The sequence below is a fragment of the Bradyrhizobium sp. USDA 4451 genome, from assembly GCF_054822585.1.
The window spans coordinates 1,711,834-1,732,076 of the sequence record NZ_JBTRCH010000001.1 but is presented as its reverse complement, the minus strand read 5'-3'; the positions used below and the strand labels follow the sequence as shown (position 1 = coordinate 1,732,076).

Annotated in this window: 22 protein-coding genes and 1 tRNA gene; 9 read left to right on the top strand and 14 right to left on the bottom strand. The window is 64.9% G+C overall.

The genetic code is table 11. The annotated features are described in order from the left end of the window. Nucleotides 1-203: 203 nt before the first annotated feature. The 8 genes from ACVMB0_RS07970 to ACVMB0_RS07935 form a co-directional block, all read right to left on the bottom strand. On the bottom strand, nucleotides 204-608 hold the full coding sequence (locus tag ACVMB0_RS07970) for a GFA family protein (protein WP_456751368.1): 405 nt from the start codon (nucleotides 606-608) through the stop codon (nucleotides 204-206). A gap of 244 nt (nucleotides 609-852) precedes the next feature. After that, nucleotides 853-2,301: an ammonium transporter gene (locus ACVMB0_RS07965; protein ID WP_456751369.1), complete on the bottom strand. Its 1,449-nt coding sequence runs from the start codon at nucleotides 2,299-2,301 to the stop codon at nucleotides 853-855. A gap of 39 nt (nucleotides 2,302-2,340) precedes the next feature. Continuing rightward, nucleotides 2,341-2,679 (bottom strand): P-II family nitrogen regulator, encoded by a 339-nt coding sequence (locus tag ACVMB0_RS07960; protein ID WP_024583097.1) that lies wholly within the window; start codon nucleotides 2,677-2,679, stop codon nucleotides 2,341-2,343. Between the two features lie 317 nt (nucleotides 2,680-2,996). Then, nucleotides 2,997-3,599 carry an ATP-dependent Clp protease proteolytic subunit gene (locus ACVMB0_RS07955; RefSeq protein WP_456751370.1) on the bottom strand — a complete coding sequence of 201 codons (603 nt, stop codon included), beginning with the start codon at nucleotides 3,597-3,599 and terminating at the stop codon, nucleotides 2,997-2,999. 50 nt (nucleotides 3,600-3,649) lie between these two features. Continuing rightward, nucleotides 3,650-4,000: an SRPBCC family protein gene (locus tag ACVMB0_RS07950; RefSeq protein ID WP_461345859.1), complete on the bottom strand. Its 351-nt coding sequence runs from the start codon at nucleotides 3,998-4,000 to the stop codon at nucleotides 3,650-3,652. Beyond that, nucleotides 3,997-4,311: an ArsR/SmtB family transcription factor gene (locus ACVMB0_RS07945; protein ID WP_212019742.1), complete on the bottom strand. Its 315-nt coding sequence runs from the start codon at nucleotides 4,309-4,311 to the stop codon at nucleotides 3,997-3,999. The genes ACVMB0_RS07950 and ACVMB0_RS07945 overlap by 4 nt, the downstream gene beginning before the upstream one ends. 134 nt (nucleotides 4,312-4,445) lie before the next feature. Then, the gene (locus ACVMB0_RS07940; RefSeq protein ID WP_461345858.1) at nucleotides 4,446-5,762 is read right to left on the bottom strand and encodes an ammonium transporter; all 1,317 of its coding nucleotides are present in this window, start codon (nucleotides 5,760-5,762) and stop codon (nucleotides 4,446-4,448) included. A 75-nt stretch (nucleotides 5,763-5,837) separates the two neighbouring features. Beyond that, nucleotides 5,838-6,176 carry a P-II family nitrogen regulator gene (locus tag ACVMB0_RS07935; protein WP_021082522.1) on the bottom strand — a complete coding sequence of 113 codons (339 nt, stop codon included), beginning with the start codon at nucleotides 6,174-6,176 and terminating at the stop codon, nucleotides 5,838-5,840. Between the two features lie 280 nt (nucleotides 6,177-6,456). Between ACVMB0_RS07935 and ACVMB0_RS07930 the strand changes: the two genes are divergently transcribed. Further along, the gene (locus tag ACVMB0_RS07930; protein ID WP_456797006.1) at nucleotides 6,457-7,368 is read left to right on the top strand and encodes a DUF4339 domain-containing protein; all 912 of its coding nucleotides are present in this window, start codon (nucleotides 6,457-6,459) and stop codon (nucleotides 7,366-7,368) included. Between the two features lie 111 nt (nucleotides 7,369-7,479). After that, entirely contained in the window at nucleotides 7,480-8,076 is a 597-nt protein-coding gene (locus ACVMB0_RS07925) for a GYF domain-containing protein (RefSeq protein WP_461345857.1), read from the top strand. Between the two features lie 30 nt (nucleotides 8,077-8,106). On the opposite strand, the gene tesB is transcribed toward ACVMB0_RS07925, so the two are convergent. Continuing rightward, nucleotides 8,107-8,967 (bottom strand): acyl-CoA thioesterase II, encoded by an 861-nt coding sequence (gene tesB / locus ACVMB0_RS07920; protein WP_456797008.1) that lies wholly within the window; start codon nucleotides 8,965-8,967, stop codon nucleotides 8,107-8,109. 206 nt (nucleotides 8,968-9,173) lie between these two features. Here tesB and ACVMB0_RS07915 point away from each other — a divergent pair, with 206 nt between their 5' ends. Then, the gene (locus tag ACVMB0_RS07915) at nucleotides 9,174-10,394 is read left to right on the top strand and encodes a ubiquinone biosynthesis hydroxylase (protein WP_461345856.1); all 1,221 of its coding nucleotides are present in this window, start codon (nucleotides 9,174-9,176) and stop codon (nucleotides 10,392-10,394) included. 115 nt (nucleotides 10,395-10,509) lie between these two features. On the opposite strand, the gene ACVMB0_RS07910 is transcribed toward ACVMB0_RS07915, so the two are convergent. The 3 genes from ACVMB0_RS07910 to ACVMB0_RS07900 form a co-directional block, all read right to left on the bottom strand. Then, nucleotides 10,510-11,424 (bottom strand): alpha/beta hydrolase family protein, encoded by a 915-nt coding sequence (locus ACVMB0_RS07910; RefSeq protein ID WP_461345855.1) that lies wholly within the window; start codon nucleotides 11,422-11,424, stop codon nucleotides 10,510-10,512. A 225-nt stretch (nucleotides 11,425-11,649) separates the two neighbouring features. Continuing rightward, nucleotides 11,650-11,847 carry a Trm112 family protein gene (locus tag ACVMB0_RS07905; protein WP_018269337.1) on the bottom strand — a complete coding sequence of 66 codons (198 nt, stop codon included), beginning with the start codon at nucleotides 11,845-11,847 and terminating at the stop codon, nucleotides 11,650-11,652. Nucleotides 11,848-11,893: 46 nt separating this feature from the next. Beyond that, nucleotides 11,894-12,430 (bottom strand): TetR/AcrR family transcriptional regulator, encoded by a 537-nt coding sequence (locus ACVMB0_RS07900; protein WP_461345854.1) that lies wholly within the window; start codon nucleotides 12,428-12,430, stop codon nucleotides 11,894-11,896. A gap of 93 nt (nucleotides 12,431-12,523) precedes the next feature. On the opposite strand from ACVMB0_RS07900, the gene ACVMB0_RS07895 reads away from it, so the two are divergent. The 4 genes from ACVMB0_RS07895 to ACVMB0_RS07880 all read left to right on the top strand — a co-directional run bounded on the left by ACVMB0_RS07895 (nucleotide 12,524) and on the right by ACVMB0_RS07880 (nucleotide 16,770). Next, on the top strand, nucleotides 12,524-12,874 hold the full coding sequence (locus ACVMB0_RS07895) for a hypothetical protein (protein ID WP_461345853.1): 351 nt from the start codon (nucleotides 12,524-12,526) through the stop codon (nucleotides 12,872-12,874). Between the two features lie 184 nt (nucleotides 12,875-13,058). Continuing rightward, the gene (locus ACVMB0_RS07890; RefSeq protein ID WP_456751381.1) at nucleotides 13,059-15,593 is read left to right on the top strand and encodes a bifunctional diguanylate cyclase/phosphodiesterase; all 2,535 of its coding nucleotides are present in this window, start codon (nucleotides 13,059-13,061) and stop codon (nucleotides 15,591-15,593) included. A gap of 327 nt (nucleotides 15,594-15,920) precedes the next feature. Beyond that, complete coding sequence (locus ACVMB0_RS07885) at nucleotides 15,921-16,202, top strand: PepSY domain-containing protein (RefSeq protein WP_461349618.1); 282 nt, start codon at nucleotides 15,921-15,923, stop codon at nucleotides 16,200-16,202. Nucleotides 16,203-16,212: 10 nt separating this feature from the next. Continuing rightward, a complete protein-coding gene (locus ACVMB0_RS07880) occupies nucleotides 16,213-16,770 on the top strand; it encodes a cytochrome b/b6 domain-containing protein (protein WP_461345852.1) in 558 nt (185 codons plus the stop codon). A gap of 169 nt (nucleotides 16,771-16,939) precedes the next feature. Here the strand turns inward: ACVMB0_RS07880 and ACVMB0_RS07875 are convergent, their stop codons facing one another. Both ACVMB0_RS07875 and trxA read right to left on the bottom strand, forming a co-directional pair. Next, nucleotides 16,940-17,614: an LON peptidase substrate-binding domain-containing protein gene (locus ACVMB0_RS07875; RefSeq protein ID WP_461345851.1), complete on the bottom strand. Its 675-nt coding sequence runs from the start codon at nucleotides 17,612-17,614 to the stop codon at nucleotides 16,940-16,942. 30 nt (nucleotides 17,615-17,644) lie between these two features. Next, nucleotides 17,645-18,565: a thioredoxin gene (gene trxA / locus ACVMB0_RS07870; RefSeq protein ID WP_461345850.1), complete on the bottom strand. Its 921-nt coding sequence runs from the start codon at nucleotides 18,563-18,565 to the stop codon at nucleotides 17,645-17,647. Nucleotides 18,566-19,004: 439 nt separating this feature from the next. Here trxA and ACVMB0_RS07865 point away from each other — a divergent pair. Together ACVMB0_RS07865 and ACVMB0_RS07860 are read left to right on the top strand one after the other, a co-directional pair. Further along, nucleotides 19,005-19,079, top strand: a tRNA-Gly gene (locus ACVMB0_RS07865). A 402-nt stretch (nucleotides 19,080-19,481) separates the two neighbouring features. Further along, nucleotides 19,482-19,994: a DUF2865 domain-containing protein gene (locus ACVMB0_RS07860; RefSeq protein WP_461345849.1), complete on the top strand. Its 513-nt coding sequence runs from the start codon at nucleotides 19,482-19,484 to the stop codon at nucleotides 19,992-19,994. The last annotated feature ends 249 nt before the right edge of the window (nucleotides 19,995-20,243 follow it).

Below are 20,243 nucleotides of genomic sequence, written 5' to 3'. Positions count from 1 at the left end.
AAAATTGCACCGAGACATGATCCACCGCCGCGCCGTCAGGAGAGCCTCACGTCGCTGTCGCCTGCCGATATCCTCAAATGCTATTTGCGCGACGGCGTAGCCCGGATGAAGCGAAGCGAAATCCGGGGCCGTTTCGTCGGCGGATCGGCCTGACCCGGATTGCGCTGCGCTTCATCCGGGCTACGCCACCCGATGTGTGACGACTACCGCGCCGGCAGCTTCTCGAATGACGGCTTGCCGTCCGGAATGTGGTGGAAGGTCTGCTTGTCGCAGGTGTAGATCGTCATCTGCGGGGTGAACACGCTGGGATCGTCGAAGGTGCCGACCTTCAGGATGGTGGCGGGCAGGCCCGGCACCTTGGTCACCAGATGGGTGCCGCATTCCGGGCAGAACTCGCGCGTCACCGCGCGCTCGAGATCCTTGCGGGTGAACTGCTTGGGCTGGCTTGCGGTGTATTTGAAGCCGGTGGTCGGCATTGCCATGAACATGTTCGGGCCGCCGCCGGTGATGTACTGGCATTCGCGGCACAGGCATTGCGCCGCCATCATCGGTTCGCCCTCGGCCTCGTAGCGCACGTTGCCGCAGTAGCACCTGCCCTGCACCTTCATGACGTCCTCCCGTTTTTGTTGTCGGTTTCGTTGTTCGTAGCCTGTCATTCCACAATGGCAGGTAATTCCGACATTATTTTCTCAAGCCGGAGAAAAAAGAAAGGGGCTCCAACTTGCGCTGGAGCCCCTCAACGGCCCGGACATTGCCGGGTATGTGCCCGGACCGTAGTTCTGGGAACGACCGCTTGGGGAGGTCGCGCCCCGGGAGAACCCCCGAATTAACGGCCCTCAAGGGCCGTTAATTCTACATGTTGTACGCGCGCTCCGTGTGCTCGGTGATGTCGAGGCCTTCACGCTCGGTCTCGACGTTGGCGCGCAGGCCGACGATCACGTCGACGATCTTGTAGAGGATCGCCGAACCGATGCCCGACCACACCAGCGTGGTGCAGACGCCCCAAACTTGCGAGATCATCTGCGCCGCGAAGTCGTAATCGGCGACCTTCGGCGGGATCGCGGTGTAGTCGATGATGCCGGCGCCACCGAGGGCCGGGTTGACCAGGATGCCCGTGCCGAGCGCGCCGACGATGCCGCCGACGCAGTGGACGCCGAACACGTCGAGCGAGTCGTCATAGCCGAGCGCGTTCTTCACGACCGTGCAGAAGAACAGGCAGACCACGCCGACCACGAGGCCGAGCACGATGGCGCCCATCGGACCGGCATAGCCGGCCGCCGGCGTCACCGCGACGAGGCCCGCGACCGCGCCCGAGAGCGCGCCGAGCAGCGAGGGATGGCCCTTGATGATCCATTCCGCGAACATCCAGGCCAGCGCCGCCGCGGCCGTCGCCACGAAGGAGTTGGTCATGGCGAGCGCAGCGCCGCCATTGGCTTCGAGGTTCGAACCGGCGTTGAAGCCGAACCAGCCGACCCAGAGCAGCGAGGCGCCGATCATGGTCATGGTCAGCGAGTGCGGAGCCATCAGCTCCTTGCCGTAGCCGGTGCGCTTGCCGATCAGGAGCGCGCCGACCAGGCCGGCGATGCCCGCGTTGATGTGCACGACGGTGCCGCCGGCGAAGTCGATTGCACCCTTCTTGAAGATCCAGCCGGCATCGGCGTTGATCTCGTCGAGCTTGGCCTGCGCCGCGGTCTTCGCCGCACCGTCAGCCGCAGCGGCGAGCGCCTTGGCGGCATCCTGGATCGCGTCCGGGCCCGGCCAGTACCAGACCATGTGCGCGATCGGGAAGTAGATCAGCGTCACCCAGAGCGGGATGAACAGCGCGATCGCCGCGAACTTCATGCGCTCGGCGAAGGCGCCGACGATGAGGGCCGGCGTGATCGCCGCGAAGGTCATCTGGAAGCACATATAGACGAGTTCGGAGATGTTGGCGTCGACCGAGAAGGTCGCAGCCTTCGAGTCCGGCGTGACGCCCATCAGGAAGGCCTTGGAGAAGCCGCCGATGAAGTCGGAGCCGCCAGTGAAAGCGAGACTGTAGCCGTAGAGAGCCCAGAGCACGGTGACGAGGCAGACCGTGTAGAAAACCTGCGCCAGCACCGAGAGCATGTTCTTGGAGCGGACGAGGCCGCCATAGAACAGCGCGAGGCCCGGGATGGTCATCAACAGCACCAGCACCGTCGAGGTCAGCATCCAGGCGTTGTCGCCCTTGTTGACGGTTGGCTCGGCGTAGGCGGCGGTCGCGGCGAACAGGCCGACTGCAAGGGCCGCCAGTCCCGCGCCATAGGGACGCTTGAACGTCATGTTATTTCACTCCTGAGGTCTTAAGGTTTGAGCGCGAAATCAAAGGGCCGCGGCATCGGCCTCGCCGGTGCGGATGCGCACGGCGTGTTCGAGGCTGATGACGAAGATCTTGCCGTCGCCGATCTGTCCGGTCTTGGCGGCGGAGGTGATGGCGTCGATGGTCTTGTCGACCTGATCGGAGTTGACTGCGACTTCGATCTTGATCTTGGGCAGGAAGCTCACGGCATATTCGGCGCCGCGATAGATTTCCGTGTGGCCCTTCTGACGGCCGTAGCCTTTGACTTCCGTCACCGTGAGACCGTGAACGCCAATGGCGGTCAGGGCGTCACGGACCTCTTCCAGCTTGAATGGCTTAATGATCGCCATAACAATTTTCATGAGTCCTAATCCCCGCTTGGGCCCGGTGCGAACGGACACCGGGAGTTTCGACTGAGGTTCACCACGCGGAGGACTTCCACTACGCGGGCACAGCCGGGACCCTTAGAATCAAATGCCGTGCCAACCGGTCGGAGTTCGCTAATGGATTATGAATCCGGATATTTTCCCGCATTGCGGGAATGGTGTGCCGCTGCGCTATTCCGTCGCGCCTAAAATCTAATCAGGCCGGCTCAATTCGTGAGCAAGACAGGGTCCGAACACAATTCTGCCCAGCAGCGGTGCAGGCGCAGGTATTTAAATAAGGTGCTGCCGGGGGATTAGGCGGCGTCGCGTTCGGAAAACACCTTGTCGATCAGCCCCCATTCGAGCGCCTGCTGCGCCGACATGAAGTGATCGCGGTCCAGGGTCCGCTCCACGTCCGCCTCGGTGCGCTTGCAATGCTGCGCATAGAGCCGGGTGATGCGCCGCTTGGTCTCCTGCATCTCGGTCGCGTGGATCAGGATATCGGAGGCCTGGCCCTGGAAGCCGCCGAGCGGCTGATGCACGTGGAGGCTGGCGTTGGGCAGCGCGGCGCGGTGACCGGGCTCGCCGGCCATCAGCAGGAACGATCCCATCGAGCGCGCGGTGCCCATGCAGAGCGTATGCACCGGTGCCTTGATGAATTGCATGGTGTCGTACATCGCCAGCCCGCTGGTGATCACGCCGCCATAGGAGTTGATGTAGAGGTTGATCGGCTTGTGCGGGTTCTCCGCCTCGAGGAACAGCAACTGGGCGCAGACCAGTCCGGACATCGCATCATTGACCTCGCCGTTGAGGAAGATGATGCGCTCGCGCAGCAGCCTGGAATAGATGTCGAAGGAGCGTTCGCCGCGGCTCGACTGTTCGACGACCATGGGGACGAGTTGCATCATGTCGCGCATCGGCGACCTCCATGTCTGCAGGTGATGACGTTCAGCGGGTGAAGTTGGGATCAGGCCGCGCGCATCAGGGCGCGGTTGTTGCTGTTGGCCGCGGGCGGCTGTTTGCTCTCGCAGGCCTGCTGGATGATGCGAAACCGTGTGCCGCCGGCCTCGTTCGGCTCGATCCGGAACGTGACATGGCTTTCGCGAAACGGCGGCTCGGACTCGCGCAGCCGGTAACGCACCTCTTCGCCCGTGATCGTTGATTCAGGCTCGGCGCCGGCGAGATCGGAATCCGGCAGCCAGCGCTCGCGTAGCGCCGGAATCGTGACGGCACGCCAGACCTTTTCGGGCGGCGCATCGAGTTCGTATTCCATCACCAGAGCTGCGTCGGCGTGATCAGGCTTCACTGCGTCGCTCATTGATCCATGTCCTTCAGCAGGTCGGCGAGCGCTTCGATGCGCTTCGGCCAATAGGCGCGGTAGCGCGCCAGCCAGGTCCCGATGCTGGCGATGCCGTCCGGGTCGACCTCGTAGTTCACGAAGCGGCCCTGCCGCTGCTCGCGCACCAGCCCGGCCGCGCGCAGCACCGCAAGATGCTGCGACATCGCCGGCTGGCTGATCTCCAATCCGTCGCGCAAGGCGCTGGCGTTCAGGCTGCCGCCGGCCAGCTTCTCGAAGACCTTGCGTCGGGTCGGATCGGCCAGCGCCTTGAAGATGTCAGCTTCGATCATGCCGACACATAAGCATACACTTATGTGTTGCGCAAGCCCCGAACTATCCGCGTGCCGTCGCGCCGCGCGGGTCCTTTGCATGGGGTTGTTTTGCGAGTTTGCCATCGCGGCGCCCCATGAGCCGAGCTGGGCTGCTACTGCAACGCCTCGCCATGCTGCGAGATGTCGAGACCTTCGAGCTCCTGCTGCATCGACACCCGCAGCGGGACGAAGGCAGAGACCAGCTTGAGCAGCGCGAAGGTGACGCCGCCGCACCAGACCAGCGTGACGGCGACGCCGTAGAGCTGGATCAGCAGCTGCTGCGGGTTGCCTTCGAGCAGGCCGGAAGTGCCGCCGATCGCCGCGGTGGCGAAAATGCCGGCGAGCAGCGTGCCGGTCAGGCCGCCGATGCCGTGGACGCCGAACACGTCGAGCGAATCGTCATACTGGAAGCGATGCTTCAGCCAGGTGCAGGCCCAGAAGCAGACCAGACCGGCGATGATGCCGATGATGATGCCGTGCCACGGCGCCACGAAACCGGATGCCGGGGTGATGGTGCCGAGCCCTGCGACCGCACCCGAGATCATGCCGAGCACCGACGGCTTGCGCCGCGTTGCCCATTCGATCGCGCCCCAGGTCAGCGCGCCGGCGCAGGCCGCGAGATGGGTCGCGGTGATCGCCAACACCGCGCGCGAATTGGCCGCCAGTGCCGAGCCGCCATTGAAGCCGAACCAGCCGACCCAGAGCAGGCCGGTGCCGACCACGGCGAGCGACAGGTCGAACGGCGACAGATTATCATGGCCATAGCCGTGCCGGTTGCCCATCACCTTGGCCGCCACCAGGCCGCTGATGCCGGCGGAGAGATGCACGACGAGGCCGCCGGCAAAATCCAGCACGCCCGCCTGGGCGAGGAAGCCGCCGCCCCACATCCAATGCGCCAGCGGCACATAGGCGAAGATGAACCAGCCGATCGAGAACAGCACATAGGCGGAGAACCGCATGCGGTCGGCGACCGAGCCTGCGACCAGCGCCACCGTGATGATCGCAAACGTCATCTGGTACAGCATGAACAGCGCCTCCGGGATGGTCTTCGCCGCCGGGTTGACGCTGTCCATCGTGATGCCCGCCAGGAACCAGCTGTCGAGCGAGCCGAGCCATGGGCCATTGCCGACGAAGGTCAGCGAATAGCCGAACGCGACCCAGAGAATCGAAATGATCGCGACCGCCGTGAGGCTCTGCGCCATCGTCGCCAGCACGTTCTTCTTGCGCACCATGCCGGAGTAGAACAGCGCGAGCCCCGGGATCGTCATCATCAGCACCAGCGCGGTGGCGACGATCATCCAGGCGGTGTCGGCGGCGTTGATGCCGGAATTGGCAGAGTCTTGTGCTGACGCCGGCGTGGCCCACGCGAGCAGCATTGCAGCAGTGATCGGCGCAGCTGATATCGCTGCACGAAGAGCCCGTGCCCCCATCATCATTCCCCGGCGTGTGGTCGTTTCTTGGTGTGGATGTCTGGCGTGCGCCGGCATCGTTGCCGGCGGTGAAATTCAGAGCGCGTCGTTGTCGGTCTCGCCGGTGCGGATGCGCAAGGCGTGGTCGATCGGCGTCACGAAGATCTTGCCGTCGCCGATCTGGCCGGTGCGGGCGTGCTGGGTGATGACGCTGACCGCCTGTTCGGCGAGGCTGGAATCGACCGCGATCTCGATCCGAAGCTTGGGCAGGAAGTTCACGACATATTCGGCGCCGCGATAGATCTCGGTGTGGCCCTTCTGGCGGCCATAGCCCTTCACCTCGGTCACCGTCATGCCGTGGACGCCGATCGCGGTCAGCGCCTGGCGCACCTCATCGAGCTTGAACGGTTTGATGATCGCGACGACGAGTTTCATGGTTCAGGCCTTCGTTCCCTTGAGGTTTTCCGTGTGCGCCTGTCCCCGGCGCGGCAATTTGCCGTCCCGGCATTCGCGCCCGCCAAATCTGGCAGCTTTCTGGGCAAATGGCATAAAAAAGTTGCAGGTTGAAGCGGAAAACGTACGCAACGGGTGAACTCCGTCACTGTACGGGACGACAACCGTCCGCCACAATGTGGCTTTCCCGCCCGGCCGGCGCCCCCCGCTGGCTTGCTTTGCTACCGCGTGTGCGTGCGCGCGCCCCCGAGGAACCAAGATAATGTCCAACCGAAACTGGTTTTATGCATCCGAAGGCCAGCAAAAGGGCCCCCTGCCTGAAGCCCAGCTCCGCGACCTGATCACCCGTGGCATGGTGGGGGCCGATACCCTGGTGTGGACCGAGGGCATGGCCGGCTGGCAGAAGGCCGGGGAGATTCCGGGCCTCGTCCCGAGCGCCGCCGTCGCCGCACCGCCGGCATTCCCGCAAGCCGGCGGACCGCCGCAGGTGGCGGCGTCCCAGGTGACCGCATCCGGAGACTATAGCGGCGGGGCGCTGTCGGCCGACTTCCCGATCTGGGGCCTGTTCGGCCGCAGCCTGCTGATGTTCATCGGCCAGATCTTCGTCATCCCCGCGCCGTGGACCGCGACCGGGCTGTATCGTTTTGCGATTCCCTATATCCGCGTGCCGGGCCGGCCGCATCTCGCCTTCACCGGGCAGCCGCTCGACATCTGGTACGCCTTCATCGTGCTCGGCCTGCTGACCTATGCCGGTGCGGCCAACAGCAATATCGTCACGCTGCTGTCGCTGCTGCTGCAGGGCTTCCTGAGCTGGATGATCGTCCGCTGGATCATCGGCCATCTCTCCTCGCGCGGCCAGGATCTGCCGATCTCGTTCACGGGCAGCCCGCTTGCCTATGTCGGCTGGTACGTCGCGATCGTGATCTCGACCATCACCATCATCGGCTGGGCCTGGGTGATGACCGCATGGATGCGCTGGATCTGCCGCAACATCGACGGCACGCGCCGAGAGGTCAGCTTCAATGCGACGGGGCTCGAGGTGCTGTGGCGAACCATCGTGTTCACGGTCGGCTTCGCCTTCCTGATCCCGATTCCGTGGGTGCTGCGCTGGTACGCCAACTGGTTCATCTCGCAATTCGCGCTGACCGAGCGCGGTGCCGTCGCCAACGTGTAAGCTCCTGCGGCGCTCCCTCTCCCTTCACGTCGCAGGGAGAGGGGCCGCCACCTCATTGAAGCCGGAAGCGCTCGCGCAACGCCGACTTTCTCCCACCGCTTTCCTTAGGTGATGTCCCGCCATAGCGTCCCGCCTCGAGGCTCCGACATGTTTGACAGGTCCTGGTTCTATGGATCCGACGGCCAGCAAAACGGTCCGTGCTCAGATGCCGAGTTTCGCGACCTCATCGCCAGGCGAAAGGTGACCGCGGATACGCTGGTCTGGAGCGAAGGCATGGCGGGCTGGGCCAAAGCCGGCGACGTTCCCGGTCTCCTGACCAACGCGCAGCAGCCGGTGAATTCCTTCGCTCAAGGTGAGGCGGGGTTCGGTCCATCATTGGCCACCGGCGGCGCTCCGCAGCGTCAAGCGTTGGCGGCTGGACATATCCAGGAGCTGGACATCACGCTCGGGAGATTGCTGAGGATCTACTGGCTGTTTATCTGGCGGTCGCTGCTCGGATCGGTCCTGATCGGCGCGGCGATTGGCTTCGTCATCGGCCTTGTGATGGGTGTGCTCGGCGCGCCGAAACCCCTGCTGCAATCCACAACCGGCCTGGCTGGCGCCGTTGTCGGCCTGATCTGGTCGATCGTCTGCCTGCGGATGGCGCTGGAAAAGAAATACAGCGGCTTCAGGATCGCGCTGCTGCCGCGCGAGACCGGGCGCGACTGAGCGCGCCGGCGACGCGGCGGGACGCGATTGCTATTTGCGTTCGCGCACCGACCCCTCTTGCGCGACGGATGCCACCAGCGTGCCGTCGGGCTTGAAGATCAGGCCACGGGTCAGGCCGCGGCCTGACTGTGCGCTCGGCGAATCCTGCGCGTAGAGCAGCCATTCGTCGGCGCGGAAGGGGCGGTGAAACCACATCGCGTGATCGAGGCTCGCCGGCATCATGCGCTTGTCGAACAGCGTGCGGCCGTAGCGCGCCATGACAGCATCGAGCAGCGAGAAATCCGAGGCATAGGCCAGCGCGCACAGATGCAGCGCCGGATCGTCGGGCAATTTCGCCGCGGTGCGGATCCAGACATGGATGCGGCCGTCGTCGATCTGCTGGCCGAAATAGCGGCCGAGCTCGACCGGGCGCAGCTCGATCGGCCGGTCGCTCTCGTAGTAGCGGCGGATGAACTCCGGCATCTCCTTGAACATCGGCTGCTTCGACACTTCCTCCGCGGTCAGCTTCTCCGGCGGCGGCACGTCGGGCATCTTCTCCTGATGATTGAAGTTGGTCGCTTCATCGGCATGGAAAGAGACCATGATGGAGAAGATCGCGTTGCCGTGCTGGATCGCGGTGACGCGGCGGGTCGAGTAGCTCTTGCCGTCGCGCAGCCGCTCGACCTGGTAGATGATCGGGATCTGCGGGTCGCCGGGCAGGATGAAATAGCAATGGATCGAGTGCGGCAGCCGCCCCTCGACGGTGCGGCAGGCCGCGACCATGGCCTGGCCGATCACCTGGCCGCCGAACACGCGCTGCCAGCTCGTCTTCGGACTGTTGCCGCGGAACAGATTCACTTCGAGCTGCTCGAGATCGAGGATGGACAGCAGGTCGATCAGGCTTTTGGACATCGGTGATGCTCTCTATCCGTCATTCCGGGGCTCGCGAAGCGAGAGCCCGGAATCCATTCGTCCACGAAGATGCGGCTTGATGGATTTCGGGTTCTCGCTTCGCGAGCCCCGGAATGACGATCGGGCTTGTTTCTGCCCCCTGTTTCGCCCAGCTATTATCAGGTAGCAAGCACAGTCTGATGGCGTCGGGCGCGTAAGGAAAAGGCATGCCGGCACAACGAAGTATCGTGATCTGCGGGGGCGCGTTTGCGGGGCTGGCGCTGGCGGTGGCGCTGCGCCAGGGGCTCGGGCCGGACGTCCCGGTCATCGTGGCCGATCCGGCGCTGAGCCAGCGTCCAAGCCGCGATCCGCGCGCCACCGCCATCGTGGCGGCCTGCCGGCGGCTGTTCGAGACCCTCGGGGTCTGGGGCCAGGTCGCGCCGACCGCGCAGCCGATATCCGACATGGTGGTGACCGACTCCAAGCTGGAGGACGCGACGCGCCCGGTGTTCCTGACCTTCGCCGGCAATGTCGAGCCCGGCGAGCCGTTCGCCCATATGGTCGAGAACCGCTATCTGATCGATGCGCTGGCTGCGCGTGCCGAGGCCGAGGGCGTCGAGCTGCGCGCGACTGCGGTGTCGAGCTTCGCCTCGCGGCCCGACGGCGTCAGCGTCACGTTTGCCGATGGGGGCGTGATCGATGCGAGCCTCCTGGTCGCCGCCGACGGCGCTCGCTCGAAGCTGCGCGAGCACGCCGGCATTGCGACCCATGGCTGGGACTATGACCAATCCGGCATCGTGGTCACCGTCGGGCACGAGCGCGAGCATCATGGCCGCGCCGAGGAGCATTTCCTGCCCGCCGGCCCGTTCGCGATCCTGCCGCTGACCGGCAACCGCTCGTCGCTGGTGTGGACCGAGACGCGCAAGGATGCCGCGCGCATCACGGCACTGAGCGAAGAGGAATTCCACGCCGAGCTCGAGCAGCGTTTTGGTTTGCATCTCGGCGAGATCAAGGCGCTCGACAAGCCGCGCGCTTTCCCGCTCGGCTATTTCGTCGCGCGCTCGTTCATCGCCGAACGCCTCGCGCTGATCGGCGACGCCGCACATGTGATCCATCCGATCGCGGGGCAGGGCCTCAACATGGGCCTGAAGGATGTTGCCGCGTTGGCCGAGGTCGTGGTTGACGCGGCGCGGCTCGGCATGGATCTCGGTCAGGCCGACGTGCTCGAGCGCTACCAGCGCTGGCGGCGCTTCGACACCATGGCGATGGGCGTTGCGACCAACTCGCTGAACTTCCTGTTCTCCAATGAATCGACCTTGCTGCGCACCGTGCGCGATATCGGGCTGGGCCTGGTCGATCGGACACCGCCGCTGAAGAGCATGTTCATCCGCCAGGCGGCGGGACTGTCAGGCGAGGTGCCGCGGCTGTTGAAGGGCGAGGCGCTGTAGCGCTTGCTCGACGCTGTAGCCCGGATGCAGCGAAGCGAAATCCGGGGAATTTTCCGCGGATGAACCGTCCCGGATTGCGCTGCGCTCCATCCCGGCTACGGATGCGCGCATCGTCTCACTTCGGTGCAATGAAAGTAGCGACTGCGTCGATCAGGTCGGGGTCGAGCGGCCGTTCCGGCTCATTGTAGCTCGCCACATCATCCGCTGCGTCGGTGACGTCGACCAACACGTGATTCATGTCCGGCAGCCACAAGGATTTGGCGGCGATGTCGGCGGTGGTGAGCGCGAGGAAGTCGAGCCGCGCCAGCTGATGGTCGCGGCCGCCTGCGATGATCAGCGTCGGCCCGGTGATCTTGCGCATCGGCTCGATCGGATCCTCGGTAAAAGCCGATGCGATGGCGGGCTGCAGCGCCGGCGAGATCGCAAGCCCGGCCGGCGGCGGGTCGACGATCTGCCCGGCCATGATATCGTCGATGGCTTTTCCGATCGGCGCGAATCTGTCCGGCGGCAGCTGCTTCTCGAGCTGCGCCTTCAGCAGGTCGCCCTGCTTGCGCGCCGCCGTTGCGAGCAGCACCAGCCGGTCGACCGGCACGCGCTGCGCGGCGAGGATCGCGACCAGGCCGCCCTCGCTGTGTCCGACCACCGCGACATGCGCGAACCGACCGCTGCCGCGCAGATAGTCGATCAGCGCCGCGGCATCGCCGACGAAGTCCTTGAAGCGAAAATCCTCGGGTCGGCCGAACTCCTTCTTCCACTCGCCGGCGCCGCGCTTGTCGTAGCGCAGCGTCGCGATGCCGCGCGCGACCAGTTGCTCGGAGAGTTTCTTCAACGTTGCCGGCTTGAGCTGCGGCCCGTTGCCGTCATGATCGGTCGAGCCGGAGCCGGCGATCAAGAGCGCCACCGGCGGCCTTGCGACATCCGGCGGGACCGTCAGCACCGCATCGATCGGGCCGACGCGCAGCCTGCTCTCGTCGGCTGCCGCACTCGTCAGCGCGACGAGCAGCAGCAGCCATGTGACGAGGGCGCGCATGCAGTCCTCTTACTGGAGCATGAGCTTTTTGGAAAACCGCTTCACACTTTTCCGGATCATGCTCTAGCGTCCCGAATCTGAAGTTCGCATCATTTGCCGCACCTTCGGAGCGAACTTCAGATTCGATAAGGACACTAGCAGACTTATGATTCTAGTGTGCTTTATGAATGCGAAGTTCGTGAAAGTGGCTGCCGCGAGATCGCACGAACTTCGCATTCAGCACACCTAGTCGATCTTGCGGGCCTCTTCAGGCAGCATGATCGGGATGCCGTCGCGGATCGGATAGGCGAGCTTGGCGGAGCGCGAGATCAGCTCCTGCCGCGCGGCATCGAACTCCAGCGGCCCCTTGGTGATCGGGCACACCAGGATTTCGAGCAGTTTTGGGTCGGCGGTGCTCTCGAGATGGTCAGTCGTCGAATTCATTGTGGTCTCCGGCTCGCCGTCCTGTAGCACATCCCGGCGCGCGCTGTCAGCGCCTGGCGATGCGCAACAGCTGGTCGATTGCGGCCTGCTGCCGTGCTTTCGGCAGCGTCTGCTCGGACACCGCGTAGCCGATGAACGCCCAATAGAGGATCTCTGCGCGGCCGCGTGCCGCCTCGTCGGGGAATCCGGCCTGCCGCAGCAGGGTCTCGATATAGCCGATCCGGCGCTGGTCGACCGCGAGCACGGCGGCGCGTGCTGCGGCATCGGCGGTGGCCCAGCTGCGCACCGCGCGCTCCAGCGCCAGCCGCGCCGAGAAGCTCCGGCGCAGCAGCAGTGCCAGCGCATCGCCGCCTTCCGGGATGGTCTCGAGCTCGGCGATCACCTGTTCGGCAGCGACCTCGCGCCAATAAGTGAGGATCGCCGCCCGGTAGGCGCCGATGTCGGCGAAATGCCAGTAGAAGCTGCCGCGCGAGACGCCCATCGCCTTGGCCAACGGCTCGGCCTTCAGCGCCGTGAAGCCGCGCCGCGCCAGCGTCTTCAGGCCCTGATCGAGCCAATCCTTGGCTGAAAGCTGTTCCGTCATGGTTCCCGGTCCGACGAGGACCATACACAAGTGTATTGACAGGCGCCAGCGTCCGGTGTCTCATCCATACAGTGCTGTATGGAGACCTTCGCGATGCGTGATCTTCTGCTGCAAGGCGCCGGTGTCATCGCCATCCTGGTCAGCCTGATCCATGGAGTCCTTGGCGAGATCAAGATCTTCGCGCGCGCCACCGTTGAGCCGCCGCGGCTGCGCCTGCTGCTTCGTCTGGTCTACCAGGCCGGCACCGTCGCCTGGATCGGCGGCGGCGTGCTGCTGATCGCCGCGCCCGCGATGGCCTCCGATGCCGCACGGCACTGGATCGTGGCGACGCTCGCCGTTGTGTTCGGCTTCGCCGCACTCGCAAATGCAATCGCGACCCGCTTCCGCCATGTCGGCTGGATGGCGATGAGCGCGGTGGTCGCGCTTGCCGCCGCCGGCTACTAGCGCGCGCTGCCCTCAATGCCTGCAGACGTGCATTTGCAGCCGTGTGCGAAATTTATGGAGCCATCAATTTCCGTGCGGAATCGGCTTACGCGCGGATAACCATGCCACTGAAAGTTGCAGAAAATTATCGAGAAGACAATTCAATCGGCCTAGCTTGTCCGCGCGGACAACCATGGACCGATGCATGTTTCGTGTTTTGACGTGTCTTTCAGGTGAGCATGACTGGCGGCTCGTTCTGCTCGCCGGGCTGGTGTGCTTCGTCGCCAGCATCGTTGCCGTCAACATCTTCCACCGCGCGATCGCGTCGCAAGCGCGGACGCGGCTGATCTGGATCGCGATCGCGGGCGCTGCGATCGGCTACGGCATCTGGGCAACGCATTTCATCGCCATGCTGGCCTACGAGCCGGGCGTGCCGACCGGCTACGGCATCGTCCTGACGGCGCTCTCGCTCGCCGCGGCGATGACGCTGACGTCCGGCGGCCTCGGCCTCGCCGCCAGCGATACCAGTCCATGGCGCGCACCGGTCGGCGGCGCGGTGATCGGTGCCGGCATTGCCAGCATGCACTATCTCGGAATGTGGGCGCTGGAAGTGCCGGGCCACGTGGTCTGGTCGCTTGACCTCGTGGCGGCATCCATCGTGCTCGGCATGTTGTTCGGCTACGCTGCGCTGGGGGTCGCGGTCCGCCATCAGGATCGCTGGATGACGCTGGTCGCGGCGCTGCTGCTGACGCTTGCGATCGTGTCGCATCATTTCACCGCGATGGGCGCGGTCGGGATCGTTCCGGACCCGCTGCAGGCGCCGGCGGCGCTGTCGCTCTCGCCTGCCTTCCTCGCCATCGTGATCGCCGGCGTCGCGCTCTCGGTGCTTGGGATGAGCCTGGTCGGCGTGCTCGCGGACCGGCGCCTCGCGCTTCGCACCCGCCGCTTCGAGGAGATCATCAGCCAGTTGTCGCTGGCACGCCAGCAGGTCGAGGCGTCGCAGAAGGAGCTGGAGGAACAACGGCTGCGGCTGGATACGGCGATCAACCACATGGGCGAGGGCCTCTGCATGTTCGATGCGGAGAAACGCCTCGTGGTGTGCAACGAGCGCTATGCCAAGATGTACCGGCTGCCGCCCGAACTGCTGCTGCCCGGCACCGCGCATCGCGCGATCATCACGCATCGGATCGCCAACGGCATTCTCAAGGGCGAGACCAGCGACCGTGCCGCGACGCAGGTGCTCGCGACATTGAATGCACTGCCGGCCGACGAGATCAGCAGCCGGGTCGACGAGCTTGCCGACGGCCGCCTGATCTGCGTGACGCGGCAGCCGATGCCCGGCGGTGGCTGGGTGGCGACGCATCGCGACGTCACCGAGCAGCGGCGCTCCGAGGCCAAGATCACCCATATGGCGCAACATGACGCGCTGACCGATCTGCCGAACCGCGTGCTGCTCAGGGAGTGGATGGAGCAGGCGCTGTCCGGCGCGCGGTGCGGCGGACCGAGTCTTGCGGTGCTGATGCTCGATCTCGATCGCTTCAAGGAAGTCAATGACACGCTCGGGCATCCGGCAGGCGACGCGCTGCTCAAACTGGTGGCCGGACGGCTGCGCAGGTGCGTTGCCGAAACCACGCTGGTCGCGCGGCTCGGCGGCGACGAGTTCGCCGTCATCGACTATGTCACCGATCCGGTTACGGAAGCGGGCCTGCTCGCCGAGAAGATCAAAAAGGCGCTCAGCGAGCCGATCGATCTCGGCCATCATCGGGTGACCACCACCACCAGCATCGGGATTGCGATCGCGCCGCGCGACGGCACCGATTCGGACGAGGTGCTGCGCAGCGCCGACCTTGCGCTCTATTCGGCCAAGAGCGGCGGGCGCGGCTCGTTCCGCTTCTTCGAGCCGGAGCTCGATCGGCTGCTGCAGGCCCGGCGCAGCCTCGAGCGCGACATGCGCAGTGCGCTCGCCAACGGCGAGTTCGAGTTGCACTATCAGCCGTTCATCCATGTCGCCAGCGGGGAGACCTGCGGCTTCGAGGCGCTGTTGCGCTGGCATCATCCGCAGCGCGGCATGGTGTCGCCGGTGCAGTTCATTCCGCTGGCGGAAGAGACCGGCCTGATCGTGCCGCTCGGCGAATGGGTGCTGCGCACCGCGTGCGCGGAAGCCGCCAAATGGCCCGACCATCTCAAGATCGCGATCAATCTGTCGCCGGTGCAGTTCAGGAGCCCGGAGCTGGTGCCGGTGATCGTCCACGCGCTGGCGAGCGCGGGAATATCGCCCGACCGGCTCGAGCTCGAAGTCACCGAAACCGCCATCATCCAGGACGCCGAAGCGGTGTTCGCGGCGCTCAGCCAGCTGCACGATCTCGGGGTGCGGATTGCGCTCGACGATTTCGGCACCGGCTATTCGTCGCTGAGCTTTTTGCAGAAGTTTCCGTTCGACAAGGTCAAGATCGACCGCAGCTTCGTTTCCGAACTCTCAAGCGCAACCGACGAGTCGCGCCGGATCGCGCGCGCGATCGTTCGCTTCGCGGTCAGCCTCGGCAAGACGACGACGGCCGAGGGCGTCGAAACCAGGGAGCAGCTCGACATCCTGCGCGCCGATGCCTGCGTGGAAGTGCAGGGCTTCCACTTCAGCCCGCCGGTGCAGAGCGAGAAGGTCGCGCAGATGATCGGTGGGCGGGCCCAGGCTGCAGCCGAACGCCCCGCGGTTCGTCGCGCCATGGCGGGCGCCGCGTCCTGACCGATGGCTCGCGCGGGCCAGAGCCTTTCCTTCCCAATTGAACCGGAACGAGGCTCCAGATTTTTGCTTTGGCGCGTTTTCTTCACGCGAACCGGTGTCCACGTCGCTCGAAAACGCGCGGATGAGGCTTTAGGCCGCAGCGCGCGGCCAAAGCCAAATTGCGCATGCATCGCAAAGCGGTTTTCGCCATCGTTAGAATTTCTCTAAAGCTGGTCTCTGCCGCGCTTGCTTGACTTGGCAATCGCCTCAGCATTGTTCACGGATGTGCCCTGCGCGACGACGTCGTGGGCATCATCGTCAACGGAGGGGAGATTGCGCGTGCGAACGATTTTGAGCGCTGCACTGGCAGCCGGTGTGCTTGGGGGCGTTGTTGGGCTGACCGGATCGGCGGCGTTCGCCGACGGCTACAAGACCTGCACCAAGCTCGACAAGGCGTCGTGGAAGCCGGCAACCGATGCCGAAGCCAAGGCCAAGGAGGCCGGATATGAGGTGCGCCGCTCGAAGGTCGAGGGCTCCTGCTACGAAGTGTACGGCGTCAAGCAAGGCAAGCTCTACGAGCTGTTCTACAGCCCGGAGGATCTCAGCCTGAAGCACACCATCGCGAAGTGAAGCCAGTGCGATGACGGAGGCGGCGCCGGGCGCCCGCGGCGCGACCCATGTGCAGGTCTGGGACCTGCCGCTGCGGCTCTGGCACTGGGCGCTCGCCATCCTCGTTCTGGTCGCGTGGGTGACGCCCAACGTCCATGACCGGCTGCACCGGCTGGCGGGCTATGCCGTGATCGGCCTGCTGGCGTTTCGCCTGGTCTGGGGCTTTGCCGGCACGCGCTATGCGCGTTTCGGCAAGCTCATCGTTCGCCTGCGCGCGGCGCCACGCTACATCTGGAATCTCCGGCGCGGCGTCACCGGGCGCTATATCGGGCTCAATCCCGCGGGCACCGTGATGCTGGTGGCGCTGCTGCTCACGCTCGCGGTATCCGCGATCACCGGCGCAATGGAAGTTACAGTGACCTTCTTCGGGGTCTGGTGGGTCGAGGACACCCACGCCTATGCCTCGGATGCGGTCATCATCCTTGTTGGCCTGCACCTGCTCGGCGTGATCGTGGTGGGGCTATTACAACGGCAGAATTTGGTGCGCGCGATGTTCACCGGACGCAAGCAGCTGCGCAATCGCGCTTAAGCTGACGCGGCAACGGAAGTTCACCTCTCCCTTGGGAGAGGTCGGCGCGCAGCGCCGGGTGAGGGTTAACGCGGCTCCTCACCCGATTTGCTGCGCAAATCTGACCTCTCCCCGACGGGGAGAGGTGGGTGATCGCGGGCCGAACCGATCCAAACAACATACGTTTGATTTACTGCACCGGCGGGTCGCCGGAGGTGCGCTTCTTGGCGAGGTCCATCTCGGTGACCGCGATCAGAATCTCGGCGCGGGTCTTCAGGTCGGGGGCTTCGAGCATCGCCTGCTTCTCGGCCGGGCCATAGGGCGACATCATCGCCAGCGCGTTGACCAGCGCCTCGTTGGGCGCGGATTCGATGCCTTCCCAATCGACCTTCAGATTGTTGGCCTCCAGGAAATCGGCGAGCACCTCGAGCAGTGCCTTGCGGTCGACCGCGTCCTCGCCCTTGCGCGCGGTGAAGTCGCCGGCGAACGAGAAGAAGTCGACCTTGCACTGCCGATACGGCGTCTGCACGTTCAATTCCTCGACCACCTTGAAGCGTGCGACGCCGGTCAGTTCGAGGATGTAGCGGCCGTCGCCGGATTCGGCGAGCTGGGTGATGCGGCCGACGCAGCCGATGCGGAACAGCACCGGCTTGGCCTCTTTCTGCGAATGCGCCACATCGGGCTGGATCATGCCGATCAGGCGATGGCCGTCGCGCAGCGCGTCGTCGACCATCGCCAGATAGCGCGGCTCGAAGATGTTGAGCGGCATCTGGCCGCGCGGCAACAGCAGCGCACCGGGCAGCGGGAACACCGGGATGATCTCCGGGAGCTCGCCGGGCCCGCGATATTCGGCATTGATCGGCATCTGCGGTCCCGCTGCTGTGACGGGCGTGCTTTACGAGAACAGGATCGTCGACAATCGCCGGCGCCCCTCGACGGTTGCCTCATCGGTGCCGCCCCACGCCTCGAAGAACTGCACCAGCTGCTTGCGCGCGCCGTCGTCGTTCCACTTGCGGTCGCGCTTGACGATGGCGAGCAGTTGCTCGGTCGCTTCCGTGCGCCTGTTCATCGCATTGAGCGCGGTCGCAAGATCGAAACGGGCCTGATGATCGAGCGGGTTTGCGGCGACTTTCTGTTCCAGCTCGGCGATCGGACCGACCGACTGCGCCTGTTCGGCGAGATCGATCGCGGCCTGCACCGCCTTCACCGCGGCATCGTTGCGCTTGGTTTCCGGAACCATCGCCAGCGTCTGCTTGGCCTGCTCGACCGCACCGGTCGTCATGTAGCATTTGGCGAGGCCGGCGAGTGCGGCGATGTTGGTGGCGTCGTGCGCCAGCACCTCGGCATAGATCTGTGCGGCCTGGGCGGCGTCGCCCTCGGCCAGCACGGCCTCGGCCTCGGCCAGGATCTCGGTGAGATTGGGCTCGCCGGCGGCGGGCACACCCTTGGTGATCTTCTCGATGAAGGCGTTGACCTGGCTCTCCGGCACCGCGCCCATGAAGCCATCGGCCGGCTGACCGTTGACGAAGGCGATTACGGCCGGGATCGACTGGATGCCCATCTGGCCGGGGATCTGCGGATGCTCGTCGATGTTCATCTTGACCAGCTTGACCCGGCCCTTGGCGTTCTTGACCGCCTTTTCCAGGATCGGCGTCAGCTGACGGCAGGGCCCGCACCACGGCGCCCAGAAGTCGATCATCACCGGCTGGCGGCGCGATTCCTCGATGACGTCCTTGACGAAGGTCTGGGTCGTCGTCTCCTTGATCAGATCGGGCGCTGCCTGGGGCGTGGGGCCGCCCTGCTCCATTATCGTCACGTTGTCCTCGCCTGCTTCTGAGGTCGGAAATCCGGGGCGTTCTAGCACGCTCCGGTCGGCACGTTCAGCCGTTCTGTCAGGCTAAATGGCGGTCGGAAGACAAAATTCAATCGCTTGCCGCCCGTCCCGTTCCATCGGCGATCGGGTGAGCCTGACGACCCGGCCCAAATCGAACGCCGCCGCTTGCCGCGGCGACCTGGCGCCTGCTGGCCGGTCGGGAGCCGGCTCGAATCGCTCCGCGATGAGATGGCTTTGGGGCCGGTTCTGACCGAAACATAAAAAGAAATCGTCGCCACGGTCGGTTTCGGCCGATTTGGGGTCAATTTTTAGGGAAACCGGACGATTTCGTGAGGTTCGGACCGCGCTCTTGTGTTGCATTCACAGACGGCTTTTGGCATAGGTCTGCCGTTGCCGGCGAGCGATCGCCGCCATTTCGGATGCGGGTGTAGCTCAGTGGTAGAGCACGACCTTGCCAAGGTCGGGGTCGAGGGTTCGAGCCCCTTCGCCCGCTCCAAAATATCTCGCTGACCGAGCTGACAGTCTGATGAAGGCCCGCCCATTGGTGCGGGCTTTTTGCTGCTCGGCGGTTCTGGTGATTGCCGCGGTCTCGGGGTCAAGATGCCGCGGCCGGCGACGGCCGTTCCGGCTTTCGTCAATGACCGAACGGTGCATTCTCAAAACTGAAAGAAATCTGTGGTTGTGTCGGTGTCGGAATGGCTGCCGCTCGTCCTTCGATGCGGCACGCAAGTGAATGATGTCGATCAATTGGACGCCAGATCCCGGGTTGAACCGCCGCGTGGCGCGCGCATCTGTTGCAGCGCTGGCCGTGCTCGCCGGCAATTGGATATGCGCGCCGGCCCCGGCACAGATGTTGCCGAGCGATTCGGCATATACGCCCGCACCCAGTTTTCCCGCCATGCCCGGCTTTACGCCGGCGCCTGACTTCGAGCCCGAACGGCGGCCGCGGCCCCGGGTCTACATCACGACGCGGTCGCACTGGGGCGGTCGACAGCAGTTCTGCGTCCGGACCTGCGACGGCCGGTTCTTCCCGCTGCCGCGCGTCAGCGAGGCGGCGGATCTCAGGGCATGCGAGGCGGCCTGTCCCGCCGCCGAGGTGAAGCTGTATTCCGGCTCCGATATCGACAGCGCCAGGACGGAAGCGGGCGACACCTACAAGGAGCTCGCCAATGCATTCCGATTCCAGCGCGAGATCGTGCCGCAATGCGCGTGCAGCGCCAGCGCATCCACCGGCCTGTCGCCGATTCCGATCGAGGACGACATGACGCTGCGGACCGGCGACATCATCGCCGCCGATGACGGCTTCAAAGTCGCGGCGATCTCCAGCGGACAAGGGCGCAGCGTATTGTTTAGGCCGCTGCCGACGGCCAAGGCGCAAGCGCTCGGCCTGGCGCGGCTTTCATCACGTTAGCGGCGATCGCGAGCGTTAGCTTCATTCGGATATTACGTTGCGGTGCAGAATGCCTTGTTATCAGGCAGGGCGCGCGGGAAAATTTCGTCTCAATTTTCGTCTCACCTTGTTTTGACGCAGCGCACACCGCGGCATGCGCTTTTCAGCGTCGATGGATGTGCTACCATTTTGCCGTCTGACCTACCTCACAGACCGCCACCATCATCTCTCAGGGCGTTCAAAATCAATAACAGGCAAGCTGCAACGGCT

Coding starts and splice junctions, on each gene's coding strand:
- ACVMB0_RS07890 (WP_456751381.1), top strand. CDS start 13,059: ATGTTTCGTGTTTTGACGTGTCTTTCAGGTGAGCATGACTGGCGGCTC.
- ACVMB0_RS07930 (WP_456797006.1), top strand. CDS start 6,457: ATGTCCAACCGAAACTGGTTTTATGCATCCGAAGGCCAGCAAAAGGGC.
- ACVMB0_RS07910 (WP_461345855.1), bottom strand. CDS start 11,424: ATGCGCGCCCTCGTCACATGGCTGCTGCTGCTCGTCGCGCTGACGAGT.
- ACVMB0_RS07915 (WP_461345856.1), top strand. CDS start 9,174: ATGCCGGCACAACGAAGTATCGTGATCTGCGGGGGCGCGTTTGCGGGG.
- ACVMB0_RS07970 (WP_456751368.1), bottom strand. CDS start 608: ATGAAGGTGCAGGGCAGGTGCTACTGCGGCAACGTGCGCTACGAGGCC.
- ACVMB0_RS07895 (WP_461345853.1), top strand. CDS start 12,524: ATGCGTGATCTTCTGCTGCAAGGCGCCGGTGTCATCGCCATCCTGGTC.
- ACVMB0_RS07860 (WP_461345849.1), top strand. CDS start 19,482: ATGCCCGGCTTTACGCCGGCGCCTGACTTCGAGCCCGAACGGCGGCCG.
- ACVMB0_RS07905 (WP_018269337.1), bottom strand. CDS start 11,847: ATGAATTCGACGACTGACCATCTCGAGAGCACCGCCGACCCAAAACTG.
- tesB (WP_456797008.1), bottom strand. CDS start 8,967: ATGTCCAAAAGCCTGATCGACCTGCTGTCCATCCTCGATCTCGAGCAG.
- ACVMB0_RS07875 (WP_461345851.1), bottom strand. CDS start 17,614: ATGCCGATCAATGCCGAATATCGCGGGCCCGGCGAGCTCCCGGAGATC.
- ACVMB0_RS07945 (WP_212019742.1), bottom strand. CDS start 4,311: ATGATCGAAGCTGACATCTTCAAGGCGCTGGCCGATCCGACCCGACGC.
- ACVMB0_RS07935 (WP_021082522.1), bottom strand. CDS start 6,176: ATGAAACTCGTCGTCGCGATCATCAAACCGTTCAAGCTCGATGAGGTG.
- ACVMB0_RS07940 (WP_461345858.1), bottom strand. CDS start 5,762: ATGGGGGCACGGGCTCTTCGTGCAGCGATATCAGCTGCGCCGATCACT.
- ACVMB0_RS07950 (WP_461345859.1), bottom strand. CDS start 4,000: ATGAGCGACGCAGTGAAGCCTGATCACGCCGACGCAGCTCTGGTGATG.
- ACVMB0_RS07965 (WP_456751369.1), bottom strand. CDS start 2,301: ATGACGTTCAAGCGTCCCTATGGCGCGGGACTGGCGGCCCTTGCAGTC.
- ACVMB0_RS07900 (WP_461345854.1), bottom strand. CDS start 12,430: ATGACGGAACAGCTTTCAGCCAAGGATTGGCTCGATCAGGGCCTGAAG.
- ACVMB0_RS07925 (WP_461345857.1), top strand. CDS start 7,480: ATGTCCCGCCATAGCGTCCCGCCTCGAGGCTCCGACATGTTTGACAGG.
- ACVMB0_RS07955 (WP_456751370.1), bottom strand. CDS start 3,599: ATGCGCGACATGATGCAACTCGTCCCCATGGTCGTCGAACAGTCGAGC.
- ACVMB0_RS07880 (WP_461345852.1), top strand. CDS start 16,213: ATGACGGAGGCGGCGCCGGGCGCCCGCGGCGCGACCCATGTGCAGGTC.
- ACVMB0_RS07960 (WP_024583097.1), bottom strand. CDS start 2,679: ATGAAAATTGTTATGGCGATCATTAAGCCATTCAAGCTGGAAGAGGTC.